General features: G+C 51.4%; 13 protein-coding genes and 1 pseudogene. All 14 read left to right on the forward strand.

Going from position 1 to position 14,430, the window contains the following annotated elements:
• The first annotated feature begins 21 nt into the window (after positions 1-21).
• The 14 genes and pseudogenes from rnpM to NYE29_RS24135 all read left to right on the forward strand — a co-directional run bounded on the left by rnpM (position 22) and on the right by NYE29_RS24135 (position 14,320).
• Positions 22-330, forward strand: a complete 309-nt coding sequence (rnpM, locus tag NYE29_RS24070) for an RNase P modulator RnpM (RefSeq protein ID WP_076110084.1) — start codon at positions 22-24, stop codon at positions 328-330.
• A pseudogene (locus NYE29_RS24075) lies at positions 323-641 on the forward strand (YlxQ family RNA-binding protein); the annotation flags it as partial. The gene rnpM and the pseudogene NYE29_RS24075, both read left to right, overlap by 8 nt.
• Positions 639-3,407, forward strand: coding sequence for a translation initiation factor IF-2 (gene infB / locus NYE29_RS24080; protein WP_340899785.1), 2,769 nt, complete (start codon positions 639-641; stop codon positions 3,405-3,407). The pseudogene NYE29_RS24075 and the gene infB, both read left to right, overlap by 3 nt.
• A gap of 18 nt (positions 3,408-3,425) precedes the next feature.
• Positions 3,426-3,779 (forward strand): 30S ribosome-binding factor RbfA, encoded by a 354-nt coding sequence (gene rbfA / locus NYE29_RS24085; RefSeq protein WP_076110082.1) that lies wholly within the window; start codon positions 3,426-3,428, stop codon positions 3,777-3,779.
• 21 nt (positions 3,780-3,800) lie between these two features.
• Positions 3,801-4,778 carry a DHH family phosphoesterase gene (locus NYE29_RS24090; RefSeq protein ID WP_340897823.1) on the forward strand — a complete coding sequence of 326 codons (978 nt, stop codon included), beginning with the start codon at positions 3,801-3,803 and terminating at the stop codon, positions 4,776-4,778.
• Positions 4,775-5,689 carry a tRNA pseudouridine(55) synthase TruB gene (truB, locus tag NYE29_RS24095; protein ID WP_076110080.1) on the forward strand — a complete coding sequence of 305 codons (915 nt, stop codon included), beginning with the start codon at positions 4,775-4,777 and terminating at the stop codon, positions 5,687-5,689. The genes NYE29_RS24090 and truB overlap by 4 nt, the downstream gene beginning before the upstream one ends.
• 37 nt (positions 5,690-5,726) lie before the next feature.
• Positions 5,727-6,674, forward strand: coding sequence for a bifunctional riboflavin kinase/FAD synthetase (locus NYE29_RS24100; protein WP_340897825.1), 948 nt, complete (start codon positions 5,727-5,729; stop codon positions 6,672-6,674).
• A 150-nt stretch (positions 6,675-6,824) separates the two neighbouring features.
• Entirely contained in the window at positions 6,825-7,094 is a 270-nt protein-coding gene (gene rpsO / locus NYE29_RS24105; protein WP_019910460.1) for a 30S ribosomal protein S15, read from the forward strand.
• A gap of 300 nt (positions 7,095-7,394) precedes the next feature.
• Complete coding sequence (pnp, locus tag NYE29_RS24110; RefSeq protein ID WP_340897826.1) at positions 7,395-9,497, forward strand: polyribonucleotide nucleotidyltransferase; 2,103 nt, start codon at positions 7,395-7,397, stop codon at positions 9,495-9,497.
• A gap of 360 nt (positions 9,498-9,857) precedes the next feature.
• Complete coding sequence (locus NYE29_RS24115; RefSeq protein WP_340897827.1) at positions 9,858-10,844, forward strand: polysaccharide deacetylase family protein; 987 nt, start codon at positions 9,858-9,860, stop codon at positions 10,842-10,844.
• A gap of 80 nt (positions 10,845-10,924) precedes the next feature.
• Positions 10,925-12,190 carry a M16 family metallopeptidase gene (locus NYE29_RS24120; RefSeq protein WP_076110077.1) on the forward strand — a complete coding sequence of 422 codons (1,266 nt, stop codon included), beginning with the start codon at positions 10,925-10,927 and terminating at the stop codon, positions 12,188-12,190.
• A complete protein-coding gene (gene dut, locus NYE29_RS24125; protein WP_179091716.1) occupies positions 12,168-12,614 on the forward strand; it encodes a dUTP diphosphatase in 447 nt (148 codons plus the stop codon). The genes NYE29_RS24120 and dut overlap by 23 nt, the downstream gene beginning before the upstream one ends.
• Positions 12,615-12,826: 212 nt before the next feature.
• The gene (gene dpsA / locus NYE29_RS24130) at positions 12,827-13,723 is read left to right on the forward strand and encodes a dipicolinate synthase subunit DpsA (RefSeq protein WP_038593387.1); all 897 of its coding nucleotides are present in this window, start codon (positions 12,827-12,829) and stop codon (positions 13,721-13,723) included.
• Positions 13,724-14,320 carry a dipicolinate synthase subunit B gene (locus NYE29_RS24135; protein WP_038593383.1) on the forward strand — a complete coding sequence of 199 codons (597 nt, stop codon included), beginning with the start codon at positions 13,724-13,726 and terminating at the stop codon, positions 14,318-14,320.
• Positions 14,321-14,430 lie beyond the last annotated feature (110 nt).

The raw sequence follows: 14,430 nt of genomic DNA on the forward strand, positions 1-14,430 counted from the left end.
ACTAGAGGGGAGGCGTTTATGATGAAGCAAAGAAAGGTGCCGCTGCGCAAGTGCGTTGCCAGCCAGGAGATGATGCCCAAGAAAGAGCTGATTCGCGTGGTTAGAACGCCCGAGGGCGAAGTGCTGATCGACCTGACAGGCAAAAAGTCAGGCCGGGGCGCTTATATCTGCGGCAAGCTTGAATGCTTTAAACTGGCACAAAAGAATAGAGCACTTGACCGCGCGTTAAAATGTCAAGTGAGTCCTGAAATCTATGCCCAGCTTGCCCGGGATTTTGCATCCGTGGAGGAGCAATTTTTGGCAGCAAAGGATAGTGAGGACGATGAGTAAGGCACTTTCTTATTTAGGGCTTGCGATGAGAGCAGGCAAGATTGTCACCGGCGATGAGGCCGTGCTTAAAGCGGTACGGTCTTCAGAGGCGAAGCTGGTCGTTCTGGCGGGTGACGCTTCAGATAATACCCAAAAAAAGTTCCGTGATAAATGCGGAACCTACGATATTCCACTAGTAATCGCATTTCACCGGGATGAACTCGGTGCAAGTATTGGTAAAGACCAGCGCGTTGTGCTGGCCGTTACGGATAAAGGATTCGCGGAAATGATCTCCAAGCAACTCGGAGATACTGTCGGAGGTGGAGTTATTGACTAAAGAAGACAATAAAGATAAACTGCGCGTGTATGAATACGCGAAGTCTCTGAACATGAGCAGTAAAGAAATTATTACAATTCTGAAGCGTTTGGATGTCCCTGTGAATAATCATATGAGTGTCATGGAGAATGGCTCTGTGACCAAAGTAGAACAGTTCTTCAAGGATATTAAGTCAAACGCTGCAGCCAAGCGGGATCCCGGCACCAGCAGCCGGCCGGTAACTACCGGCTCGGTAACAGCCGAACCTCAAAGTGCTCAGAATGCCAACAAAAATCAACCGGAAAAGCAGGTAGGTATGAACAGTAACCAAAACAACAACCAATCGACGACGTCCCCAAGGCCCCAAAGCGGACAAGATTCCCGCAGAACAACAACAGGCTCCACTCAAAATTCCCGCCCGCAGGGCAGCTCCACTAGCGGCAGCCGCCCGCAGGGCAGCTCCACTAGCGGCAGCCGCCCGCAGGGCAGCTCCACTAGCGGCAGCCGCCCGCAGGGCAGCTCCACTAGCGGCAGCCGCCCGCAAGGCAGCTCCACTAGCGGCAGCCGCCCGCAAGGCAGCTCGACCGGCGGCAGCCGTCCGCAAGGCAGCTCGACCGGTGGCAGCCGCCCGCAGGGCAGCTCGACCGGCGGCAGCCGCCCGCAAGGCAGCTCGACCGGCGGCAGCCGTCCGCAAGGCAGCTCGGCCGGCGGCAACCGTCCGCAAGGCAGCTCGACTGGCGGCAACCGTCCGCAAGGCGGCTCCACTGGCAGCCGTCCGCAAGCTCAAGGCGGTGCACCACGCACTGGCGATAACCGTCCGCAAGCTCAAGGCGGCGGCACCGGCGGAGACTTCTCCCGTGGCGGTGGCGGTGACAGAGGCGCTAAGAGAAACACTACAGGCGGCAGACCGAACAACAACAGCGGCCAAAAGCGCTTTGAAGACGGCAAAGGCGGCAACTACCGCGGCCGTGGCGGCAAGAACAACCGTGGCAGAAACCAGTCAATGGAACGCCGCGAGAAGATTGACAACACACCGAAGAAAATTATCGTACGCGGCAGCATGACCGTTGGTGAAACTGCCAAGCTGCTTCACAAGGATGCTTCTGAAGTGATCAAGAAGCTGATCTCGATGGGTGTTATGGCAACCATCAACCAGGAACTTGATATTGACACCATTCTGCTGCTGGCCGGTGAGTTCGGCGTAGAAGTAGAAGTGAAGATTCCAGTGGATGAAGACAGCTTCGAGACTGTTGAAGAGAACGACTCCGAAGAGGATCTTCAGGCTCGTCCTCCGGTAGTAACGATCATGGGTCACGTTGACCATGGTAAAACAACACTGCTTGATGCCATTCGTTCCACGAACGTAACTGGCGGCGAAGCTGGCGGAATTACTCAGCATATCGGTGCTTATCAAGTTGAAATCAACCACAAGAAAATCACATTCCTGGATACACCGGGTCACGAAGCGTTTACCGCGATGCGTGCTCGTGGTGCCCAAGTAACAGATATGACGATTATCGTTGTAGCTGCCGATGACGGTGTAATGCCTCAGACGGTTGAAGCCATCAACCATGCAAAAGCTGCAGGTCTTCCGATTATCGTTGCAGTCAACAAAATCGACAAGCCGGGTGCAGACCCTGATAAGGTAAAGCAGGAGCTTACAAGCTATGAGCTGGTTCCGGAAGAGTGGGGCGGGGATACCATCTTCGTTAACCTGTCCGCCAAACAGCGCATCAACCTGGAAGAACTGCTGGAAATGATCCTGCTCGTTGCTGAAGTGAATGAGTACAAGGCTAACCCGGACAAACGGGCACGCGGTACTGTAATCGAAGCTGAGCTTGACAAGAACCGTGGACCGGTTGCCCGTATTCTCGTGCAGAACGGTACGCTGAAAGTCGGGGACGCCTTTGTAGCAGGTAACTGCTTCGGACGCGTACGCGCCATGGTTAATGACAAAGGACGCAAGATCAAGGAAGCAGGTCCTTCCACACCAGTGGAAATTACCGGTTTGACTGAGGTGCCTCAGGCAGGCGATCCGTTTATGGCCTTTGAAGATGAGCGTAAAGCCCGTGCTATCGCGGACAGACGTTCTACAACCCAGCGCCAATCCGAGCTGAACACGAATACCCGTGTAACCTTGGATGACCTGTTCAAGCACATCAAGGATGGCGAGATCAAAGACCTGAACGTAATCATTAAAGCAGACGTGCAGGGATCGGTTGAAGCGCTGAAAGGCTCTTTGGCCAAGATCGAAGTCGAAGGTGTACGTGTGAAGATCATTCACAGCGGTGCAGGTGCCATTACGGAATCTGACATTACACTCGCTGCTGCATCCAATGCTATTGTTATCGGCTTCAATGTTCGTCCGGATGCCCAGACGAAAGCGGCTGCCGAGCAAGAAAAAGTGGATGTTCGTCTGCACAACATCATCTACAACGTAATTGAGGAAATTGAAAGTGCGATGAAAGGGATGCTTGATCCGATCTATAAAGAGAACGTTATCGGTCATGCAGAAGTGCGCAACGTCTTCAAAATCAGCAAAGTGGGTACCATTGCAGGTTGTATGGTTACTTCCGGCAAAATTGCCCGCAATGCCGAAATGCGCTTGATCCGCAGCGGTATTGTTGTCTTCCAAGGAAAGATCGACACCTTAAAACGTTTCAAAGATGATGCCAAAGAAGTGGCGCAGGGTTATGAATGCGGCATAACTTTGGAACGCTATAATGACGTCCAAGAGGGCGACATTATCGAAGCGTTCATTATGGAAACGGTAGAGCGCTAAGCGAAGAGGTGAATATAGATGTCTAAAATCAGAGCGGGACGGGTTGGCGAACAGATCAAGAAAGAGTTGAGCCAGCTTATCCAAAGCGGACTGAAGGACCCGCGCATCGGGTTCGTAACAGTAACCGGCGTAGATGTAACGAACGATCTCTCGCAGGCCAAGGTATACCTGAGCGTGTTCGGAGACGAAGAGCAGAAGAGCGATTCGCTAAAAGCGATTGAGAAAGCCAATGGCTTTCTCCGCTCCGAACTTGGCAAGGCGATCCGCCTGCGCCACACGCCTGAGCTGATCTTCAAGATGGACGAATCCGTTGCTTACGGAAGTCATATTGAGAAGCTGCTCGGCGAGATCGGCAAGAACGAAGAAAGTTAGGAAACATAAAGGAGACGGCGAATGCAGAGCTATGAACAAAGTCTCCAGCAGACCCGTAAGTTTCTGCTGGAACACGACGATTATCTTGTAGTGTCGCATGTTCAGCCGGACGGAGATGCAGTCAGCTCCACCCTCGCGGTGGGCTGGCTTCTCTCATGTCTGGGCAAAAAATATACTATGCTGAATGAAGGCCCGATTCCCAAACGGATGGAATACTTATGGCATGCCGATGAGATTGTCAATCTGGGGGAAGGTGATTTGCCCCGGAAGTACAGTAATGTCATTTGCGTCGATTGTGCAGATTTTCAGCGTGTGGGGCTGACCCAGCGCTTTTTTGCTCAGGATGCCCTTATCGCAAACATTGATCATCATCCCACCAATAACGGTTACGGATTCGTTACGTTGATTAAGCCGGATGCTGCTGCGACTGCGGAAATTTTGTTCGACCTGCTGAAGACGTTTGAGGTGGAATGGGATATAGATATTGCTACAGCAATCTATACAGGATTGCTGACCGATACCGGCGGCTTCCGCTACACCAATACCTCACCTAAAGTGATGGCGGCTGTCTCTGAGCTGCTGGTACTGGGAGTTAACGGTCCCGAGCTGGCGGAGACGTTGCTGGAGGAAATGACATTAGCTCAGGTGAAGGTGCTGAACCGGGCACTGAATACTTTGCAATTAACTCCGCAGGGCGATGTTGCCTGGGTTTATGTAACACCACAGGATATGCTCGAATGTAATGCCGCCAATGAGGATCTTGAAGGCATTGTTAATTATCCGCGTAATATCCGCGGTGTGGAGGTCGGCATGCTGTTCAAGGTCATCGATGAGACTGCTGTGAAGGTCAGCCTGCGTTCGGCCGGCAAGGTCGATGTCGCAGCGCTGGCTCAAGTCTTCGGAGGCGGCGGACATACCCGCGCAGCAGGTGCCCGGGTTGAGGGTACGCTGGAGCAGGCAATACCACGGGTGCTGGAGGAGGTCAGACGTCTTTTATGAGTGAGCTGACAGGTGTTTTGGCTGTTTTTAAGCCTGCAGGGTACACTTCACATGATGTTGTAGCCAAAGCCCGGCGGATTCTTGGCATGAAGCGCATCGGACATACCGGAACTCTGGATCCTCAAGTGACAGGCGTATTGCCGCTTTGTCTTGGTAGGGCAACCCGGGTTGTGGAGTATATTCAGGAGCTGCCTAAGGAATATGTGGCCACACTGAGACTAGGTATGGCAAGTGATACCGAAGACTTAACCGGAACCATCACGGAAACTGTGGATGAAGTGAAAGTTACCGAGGAAGAAGTTCTGGCGGTACTGAACTCCTTTAAAGGAGTAATCTCTCAGGTTCCCCCGATGTACTCGGCGGTGAAAGTGGAAGGCAAACGCCTCTATGAGCTGGCTAGAGAAGGCAAGACTGTAGAACGCAAGAGCCGTGATGTGGAGATTTACGAAATTGAGATGACGGATATGGTGTACAGCGGCAATTATCCTGATATTACCTTCCGTGTGCTGTGTTCCAAGGGTACATACATCCGTACGCTTTGCGTAGATATCGGCCGGGCGCTAGGAGTGCCCGGTGTGATGGTCAAGCTGGAACGGACGATGTCCGCAGGGATATCCGCCAGTCACTGTCTAACCCTTGAGCAAATTGCCGAGCATAAAGAAGCAGGCACACTCGATGAACATCTGATCGCGGCGGATGAAGCGATTTCCCATCTGTCCCGGCATTCGGTAATGGATGAGAAGAGGAAGGCCGCCCTGCAGGGGCAGCGCCTTTCAACACGTTACGTAGCACCTGAAGTAAAGCAGGCCGGACATTTTCGGCTGTATGATCTACAGGGAGAGTTCCTGGGCATTTATGAATTGGATGACACAGGAGCTATAGCCCCTGTAAAGGTATTCGCACAAGCATAATATTAATTTTATTAGTGAATTGTAGGTGAGAAACAGCGTGAGAACCGTAACCTTAAGTTATCCAATGCCAGCGGAGACCGCAGCGCAGTGGGCGCAGCCGCAAGTGACTGCCCTGGGCCAGTTTGACGGACTGCACCGCGGACATGCCAGCGTCATTACTTCCGCTGTAGCTCTGGCCCGTAAACAAGGCGTACCGGCAGCAGTCATGACCTTTCATCCTCATCCCAAGGATGTAATGGGCAAAGGTGACTATGATGGATATTTGACCCCGGCGAAGGACAAGCAGGAACTGCTTGCCGGCATGGGGGTCGATATTTTGTATATAATTGAATTTAATGAGCAGCTGTCCCGGGTTAGCCCGCAGGATTTTGTCTCTGTAATGCTGCTGCCGCTGCACATTGTAACTGCAGTTATCGGCTTCGATTTCCGCTTTGGCTACATGGGCAAAGGGGATGCCGATATGCTCCGTGAGCTGGGGGACGGTGTGATGAATGTGGAGACGGTGCCTCCTTTTCTGCTTGAAGGAGAGAAGGTAAGCAGCTCCGGCATTCGGAAGAGCCTTCAGAACGGAGATCTAACCCTGGCCAACGCATGGTTTGGGCGCTGCTATCATCTGCGCGGAGTTGTAGGGCACGGGGAGAAGAGAGGCCGCACAATTGGTTTTCCGACTGCAAATCTTCAGCTGGAAGACCGTTATGTCATCCCGGCTAAAGGGGTGTATGCAGTGCGGGTCTTTTATAAGGAAGACGTTCTGTACGGCGTAATGAATGTCGGCGTGAAGCCTACGTTCCATGAGGGGATGATTGCCCCGAGCTTTGAGGTGCATCTGTTTGATTTTGCAGGAGACATCTATGAAGAGGAACTTAAGGTAGAACTGGTCTCCTTTATCCGGCCTGAGCGTAAGTTTGAGTCGATTGATGCCCTGATTTCACAGATTGCTGCTGATGCCGAAACGGCCAAAGAGCTGCTGGGCTATCATTCTTAATCTGCACGGGACAAGCCGTTTACTTTTCTTTCCGATAATGCTATACTGATTAACGTTGCTGGAAAAACAGCATCATAACCATAGCTTGGTTGCTCGTTCTCACCGACGGTGACGAGGCTACTGGCGATTATAATGAAGGAGGTGAACAGGATGGCATTGACTCAAGAACGTAAACACCAATTGATCGACGAGCACAAAACTCATGAATCCGATACTGGATCCCCTGAGGTGCAAGTTGCTATCCTTACGGAGAACATCGTTAATTTGACTGACCACTTGCGTACGCACAAGAAGGATCATCATTCCCGTCGCGGATTGCTGAAGATGGTTGGACAACGTCGTAAACTGCTGGCGTATTTGAAGAACAAAGACATCAGACGTTACAGCGCCCTGATCGAAAAACTGGGATTGCGTCGTTAATTTTCCATAAGATTACCCTTAAAGCAGCCTGGTTGTATACCGTATGTCCTTCTCGGAGCGACAGCGGGACAGCCGGGTTGCTTTTTGAAAATTTAGGGAAAACTTTTACAATTAGGCTAGCTTAACTTATTCGCAAAAACGGCTATTTTACCTCTTATGGAGGACAAGCCGTTTTTGCTTGTATAAAACATAGAGAACCGGCCCTTGACCCAAAGTGATCAAGACATCCGTTTCACCAATGACAATCATTGAACCTGCGATAATGTACAGCGGGTCTACTACCATTCAAGGAGGGATTTTATGGAACAACGTGTAGAAATGCAGCTTGGCGGAAGACGCCTTGTGCTGGAAACAGGCCGTCTGGCCAAACAAGCGAACGCAGCCGTAATGGTTCGTTACGGAGATACTGCTGTATTGTGTACGGTTACAGCGTCAAGCGAACCTAAAGATCTGGATTTTTTCCCGCTTACGGTTAACTATGAAGAAAGATTATACGCAGTGGGTAAAATCCCGGGCGGATTTATTAAACGCGAAGGCAGACCGAGTGAGAAGGCTATTTTGTCCAGTCGTCTGACTGACCGTCCGATTCGTCCGCTGTTTCCGGAAGGATTCCGCAATGACGTGCAAGTATTGAATATGGTTATGAGCGTGGATCAGGATTGTGCGCCGGATATTGCTGCTATGATCGGTACTTCCGCAGCACTCAGTATTTCCGATGTTCCTTTCAATGGTCCTATCGGCGGTGTGGCTGTCGGCCGCATTGACGGTCAATTCATCATTAATCCTGACGTTGTACAGCAGGCGGCAAGTGACATCTACGTGGTGGTAGCGGGAACTAAAGACGCCATCATGATGGTGGAAGCGGAAGCCAATGAAGTGCCGGAAGATGTAATGCTGGAAGCCATCATGTTCGGTCATGATGAAGTCCGCAAGATCGTAGCAACAATTGAGCAGCTGGTAGCAGTTGCCGGCAAAGAGAAGATGGCTGTGAAGCTGCATGCGGTTAACGCTGATGTCAACACAGAGGTTCGCGCTTATGCGGAAAGCCGTCTGGTAGATGCCGTGAAAATTGCTGAGAAGCATGCCCGTCAGGATGCCATCGACTTGGTCAACAATGAAACGGTGGAGTATTTCGTAGAGAAATACATAGAGACACCTGAACTTCTTAAAGATGTGAAGGAAGTCCTGCATGATATCGTGAAGGATGAAGTCAGACGTTTGATTACACATGATAAGGTTCGCCCGGATGGCCGCAAGCTGGATGAAATCCGTCCGATTGAATGCGATACTTCTCTGCTTCCGCGTACGCACGGATCCGGACTGTTCACTCGTGGACAGACACAAATTCTTAGCGTATGTACACTGGGTGCACTGGGTGATGTACAGATTCTTGACGGTATTGATCCGGCAGAAACTAAACGGTTTATGCATCACTACAATTTCCCTCCGTTCAGCGTAGGGGAGGCACGTCCGCTTAGAGCACCGGGACGTCGCGAGATCGGCCACGGAGCCCTTGGAGAACGCGCGTTGTCCAAAGTCATTCCTAGTGAAACCGAATTCCCGTACACTATCCGTTTGGTATCTGAAGCGATTGAATCCAACGGATCTACTTCCCAGGCAAGTATCTGCGCCAGCATTTTGGCAATGATGGATGCGGGTGTGCCGATCAAAGCCCCTGTAGCGGGAGTAGCGATGGGTCTGATTAAAGATGGAGAGCATGTCTCGATCTTGACGGACATTCAAGGAATGGAAGATCATCTTGGCGATATGGACTTCAAGGTAGCAGGTACGGCTGAAGGTGTAACGGCGATCCAGATGGATATCAAAATCGACGGCATCGACCGTAAAATCCTGCAGGATGCTTTGCAGCAGGCTAAAGAAGGACGTATGTTCATCTTGGGCAAAATGATGGAAGCTATCTCCGAGCCTAGACCAAGCTTGTCCAAATACGCTCCTAAGATCATTATCATCAACATCAATCCGGATAAGATCCGTGATGTTATCGGTGCAGGTGGTAAGATTATCAATAAAATCATTGAAGAAACCGGCGTGAAGATCGACATCGAACAGGATGGCCGTGTCTTTATCGGATCTTCGGACGAAGAAATGATTCAGAAAGCCCGCGGCATTATCGAAGGCATTGTGCGTGAAGTGCAGGTCGGCGAAATTTATGTGGGTACCGTTAGACGCATCGAGAAGTTCGGCGCATTTGTTGAACTGATTCCGGGTAAAGACGGGTTGGTGCATATTTCCCAGCTCTCCACTGAGCGCGTAGCCAAGGTGGAAGATGTAGTTGCCATCGGCGACACCATCACTGTAAAAGTTACCGAAATTGACCAGCAGGGCCGTGTGAATCTATCGCGCAAAGCGGTATTGACTTCGGAAAGCGGAGCAAAGGCGTAAGCCGGACTCACCCTTTTGGCAAAAGCGTCAATTGTATAATTGAGAAGAGACAGAAGCGTATGCATTCTGGCTCTTTTTTAAAAATATAGGAATTTATAGGCTTCATGCTATAAATTATCCTTATATTTCTCGCTGAAACGGATACCTTCCTTTTAAGGACGGCGAAGCCGTTTCCACTTGATATAACGATGTTTTGGATTATCTTTGCAGCCCGGGCCCCACTTTGTGGGGTTATTTTAATTTGCTTCAAGTGCGAGCTGTATGCATATTCTTCTCCAAACCTACATAGGCTGGGACAAAGCGTCCTTGCACCCTGTGCGGGACGAGCGTGAGACGTTTCTGCCGGGGAGGAAAGGCGTCATGAAGACGGAAAAAGCAGCGCTTGTGCTTGCCTGTATTGCTGTGGTAATCGGTCTTGGCAGTACATACGGACCGGTGAAGGAAATGCTGGCCGAGCTTAAGCCGCAGGATGGACTGGCTGTGTGGAGTAATATTCCGAAAGAGCGTGACCAGGAGCTGCGTTCTTTGATTGAGAGCAAAGCGGCCAAGCTGAATGCTGCACCGGTGGATGCTGCTGTGGACCGGGTGTGGAAGGCAATTCCGGGTTATAATGGCCTTCAGGTTGATGTAGAGGCTACGTACCGCAATACACTGCTGCAGGGGCCGGGAGAGGGTCTGAAATGGGTGTACCGGCAAATCCCGCCGAAGGTGTCACTGAATGATCTGGGTGCTCACCCGATTTACCGGGGCAATCCCGCCAAGCCGATGGTCTCGCTGATGATCAATGTAGCATGGGGCGATCAATTCATTATACCGATGCTTAACATTTTGGATGAGGAAAAGGTAAAGGTGACCTTTTTTCTGGATGGAAGCTGGCTTAGTCATAACCGGGAGCTTGCGGCCGAAATGCTGAAGCGAGGGCATGAGATGGAGAATCACGCGTATACCCATCCCAATATGAGCACTTTAAGCCGGGCCCGGGCGACCGCCGAGATTGAGAAAACGAAGAGTCTGCTGAAAGAAAGTCTTGGAGTAACCAATACCTGGTTTGCGCCTCCGTCCGGTGATTTTGATCAGGAAACAGTGGATATCGCCGCCTCATTGGGGCTGAAAACAGTGCTGTGGACATTGGATACCGTCGATTGGCGCAACCCTTCTCCAGAATCCGTTGTCGCCAAAATCAGCAGCCAGTCCGAGCCGGGTACATTGATATTGATGCATCCGACGGCTTCCTCTTCCAAAGCGCTGAGAGGCATGATCCGGGGGATTAAAGCTAAAGGTCTTCAGCTGGGTACGGTCAGTGAAACACTGTCAGCGGAGCGGCTGGCCCCTTCAGAAGTTGAGTGAGTGGTTAATTTCTGGTAGGATAAGAGTCGCGCGTAACAAATACAAAGATAGATACAGGGCTATGCCAGGAGGACGTAGAAGTGGAAAAAATAGTATTATCGAACGGCCTGCGGGTGGTTACGGAGAAAATCCCTACCGGACGCTCCGTTTCCTTTGGAATCTGGGTCAAGAATGGCTCCCGCAATGAGAACCCGCTGAATAACGGGATTTCCCATTTTATCGAGCATATGCTTTTTAAAGGCACAGACCGCTTCAGTGCCAAAGATATTGCCGAGCAGTTTGATGCGATTGGCGGCAACGTCAACGCATTTACCTCGAAGGAATATACATGTTATTATGCAAAAGTATTGGATGAGCATCTGCCGATCGCCGTGGATGTGCTGTCCGATATGTTCTTCCGCTCGCGGATTGATGCCGAAGAGCTGGCCAAGGAGAAAAATGTCATCCTGGAGGAAATCGCCATGTGCGAGGATACGCCAGATGATCTGGTTCATGATCTGATGTGTGCTGCGGCGTACGGCGAGCATCCGCTGGCTTATTCCATTCTGGGCTTGAAGGAACGGCTGGCAGACATGACGGCCGATGATCTCCACGCGTATATGAAACAGCAGTATACCATTGAGAATACGGTAATCAGCGTAGCAGGCAATATCAATGACGGACTGGTTGAACTGCTGGAGGCCCATTTCGGATCTTTCGATAACCATGGTGAATCTGCGCCTTTGACAGCTCCTGATTTCCATGGCGAATTGCTGTTTCACCGCAAAAAGACGGAGCAAAACCATATTTGCCTCTCCCTCCCGGGCGTAGAAAGCGGCGGACCGCTTCAATATGCCATGGTGCTGCTGAATAATGCCATCGGCGGCGGGATGAGCTCCAGAATGTTCCAAGAGATTCGCGAAAAACGCGGGTTAGCCTATTCCGTCTACTCCTATCACAGCTCCCAGGCAGACAGCGGCCTGTTCACCGTCTATGCCGGCACTGCGCCGAAACAGACCAAAGAGGTGACGGAACTGATTAAGGAAATGATGCATGATCTTGCCGTTAACGGTCTGAGCGAAGATGAGCTGAGAAAAGGTAAAGAGCAGCTCAAGGGCAGCCTGATCCTCAGCTTGGAGAGCACCAGCAGCCGGATGAACCGGATTGGCAAAAATGAGCTGATGCTTGGACGGCATGATACTCTTGACGATATGATCACCAAAATCGGACTCGTCACCATGGATGATATCAATCGATTACTGGACCACATGTTTGCTGAGCCCCTCGCATTAGCGATGGTCGGCTCCTCTGATAAAGCTATTGCCAATGTTAGGAGAGATGATCTTGTCTTATTACGTTCAAATTAACAAACTGCCCGGCAACGAGGATGTGCTGCTGCCCCGCAAAATGTCGGAACAGGCTTCCGGCTATGACCTGTATGCGTCTGTGGACGGTGAGGTTGTGCTTGCTCCGGGCGAGCGCGCCCTGATCCCTACGGGAATCTCACTGGCGATGCCGGACGGGCTGGAGGCGCAGATCCGTCCGCGCAGCGGCCTTGCTCTAAAGCACGGCATTACCTGCCTGAATACCCCGGGGACGATTGATGCCGATTACCGCGGTGAAATTAAAGTTTTATTGATTAACCTGGGTCAGGAGCCGTTTGCCATCGCACGCAATGAGCGGATTGCCCAAATGGTGTTCCAGGCCGTGCCGTCTGTGACCATGGTGGAAGTGGACGAGCTGTCCGAGACACAACGCGGCGCCGGAGGCTTTGGCCATACTGGCAAATAGCAGACGGAATTATTGTTTTACTCATACCTGGAGCTTGCGGATGTAGCCTGTAAAGGCCTTCTCCGCAGGCTTTTTTTGTTGCATTGACCTTAAATTGAGTCAAGCCATGTATCAGTTTCTCCTGTATTTCTTCTCTGCTCTTCACCCATGGGCGCCCCCCGGCATAAGATGCTTTATAGTCGATAGTGTATGTGGAAAGGAGCGTCATCCCTATGCTTACTGGCATCAGGATCGTGTTCCTGGGCGGGGACGCGAGACAGATTGAAGTGATTCGGAAATGTGTGGAAATGGATGCGACGGTAAGTGCTGCCGGATTCGATAAGTGGGAATCCCCTAGCCCGGGGGTGAACCTGGAAGAGCTGTCGGCAGAGCTCTTAGGCAATGCGGATGTGCTGGTACTGCCAACCGTTGGTTGTGATGATGAAGGGAATATCAATGCGCTGTTCTCCTCTCACCGTCTGCAGCTGCTGGATGAGCACATCGCTGCGATGCCGTCCCGATCCACGGTGTATACCGGTATGGCCAAAAGCTATTTGCGCAGTCTGTGCGCCAGACATTCACTAAAGCTGGTGGAACTGCTGAACCGGGACGATGTGGCGATATACAACTCCATCCCTACAGCAGAAGGCGCGCTGGTTATGGCCATTCAGAATACCGATTTTACTATTCATGGTTCCACGTCGATGGTACTCGGGATGGGAAGAACCGGGTTTACGATGGCTCGGGCGCTTCAAGGGCTCGGCTCCAGCGTAAAGGTGGGGGTAAGAAGACAGGAGCATTATGCGCGGGCGGAAGAGATGGGCTGGAAACCTTTTATGACAGGTGAGCTGCTGCTTCATGTGCCGGATGTTGATCTTATCTTCAATACCATCCCAAGCATGATTATTACCGCGCAGGTACTATCCCGGCTTCAGAGGCACTGCGTAATTATTGATTTGGCCTCCGCACCGGGCGGATGTGATTTCCGCTATGCGGAGAAGCGCGGGATTAAAGCGATGCTGGCTCCGGGATTGCCCGGGATCGTTGCCCCCAAGAGCGCCGGAATTATTATGGGTAGTGCGCTGGTACAGTCGATATCTGACGAGACTTCAATCAGGGGGGACGAATAAATGGATTGGCATGGTAAAACAGTAGGTTATGCAATTACCGGTTCACATTGCACGTTTGCCGAAGTGATGCCGCAGATTCAGCGCTTTATGGACGACGGTGCAAATGTGGTGCCGATTGTTTCCGCATCGGTGCTGAACACGGATACCCGCTTCGGCACATCGGAAAATTGGTTAAAACAGTTGAAAGATATAACAGGGAATGATATCATTTCTACAATTGTTGAAGCGGAACCGCTGGGTCCTTCCAAGCTGCTGGACGTTCTGACGATCGCCCCTTGCACGGGGAATACGACGAGCAAATTGGCCAACGCCATGACAGACAGCCCCGTACTGATGGCAGCAAAGTCCCAGATGCGTAACGGTCGGCCGCTAGTGCTGGCCATCTCCACGAATGACGGCCTTGGCCTGAATGCGGCGAATATTGCAAAGCTTTTGGTAGCCAAACATATTTATTTTGTGCCGTTCGGCCAGGATAATCCTGTAGGCAAGCCCAACTCGCTTGTAGCGCGTATGGATCTCATACCCGAGGCCTGCTACGCAGCTTTGCAGGGCAATCAGCTGCAGCCGATGATTATCGAACGGTTTCATTCAGCATAATTAGCATGTTTCGATACAGTAATCATGCTCGAACATAGGCTTCACTTTTGCCGCCCTCATTCTGAGGGCGGTTCAGCTCTTTTTTAGCATTCCAAAGGTTGGACCTGGCC

It is taken from the genome of Paenibacillus sp. FSL M7-1046 (genome assembly GCF_038007405.1).
In the GTDB taxonomy this organism is placed as follows: Bacteria; Bacillota; Bacilli; order Paenibacillales; family Paenibacillaceae; genus Paenibacillus_AQ.

Bases quoted from the DNA above. Each gene is read 5' to 3' on its own strand.
- rnpM (WP_076110084.1), top strand. From the start codon at position 22: ATGAAGCAAAGAAAGGTGCCGCTGCGCAAGTGCGTTGCCAGCCAGGAG.
- rbfA (WP_076110082.1), top strand. From the start codon at position 3,426: ATGTCTAAAATCAGAGCGGGACGGGTTGGCGAACAGATCAAGAAAGAG.
- NYE29_RS24090 (WP_340897823.1), top strand. From the start codon at position 3,801: ATGCAGAGCTATGAACAAAGTCTCCAGCAGACCCGTAAGTTTCTGCTG.
- truB (WP_076110080.1), top strand. From the start codon at position 4,775: ATGAGTGAGCTGACAGGTGTTTTGGCTGTTTTTAAGCCTGCAGGGTAC.
- rpsO (WP_019910460.1), top strand. From the start codon at position 6,825: ATGGCATTGACTCAAGAACGTAAACACCAATTGATCGACGAGCACAAA.
- pnp (WP_340897826.1), top strand. From the start codon at position 7,395: ATGGAACAACGTGTAGAAATGCAGCTTGGCGGAAGACGCCTTGTGCTG.
- NYE29_RS24115 (WP_340897827.1), top strand. From the start codon at position 9,858: ATGAAGACGGAAAAAGCAGCGCTTGTGCTTGCCTGTATTGCTGTGGTA.
- dpsA (WP_038593387.1), top strand. From the start codon at position 12,827: ATGCTTACTGGCATCAGGATCGTGTTCCTGGGCGGGGACGCGAGACAG.
- NYE29_RS24135 (WP_038593383.1), top strand. From the start codon at position 13,724: ATGGATTGGCATGGTAAAACAGTAGGTTATGCAATTACCGGTTCACAT.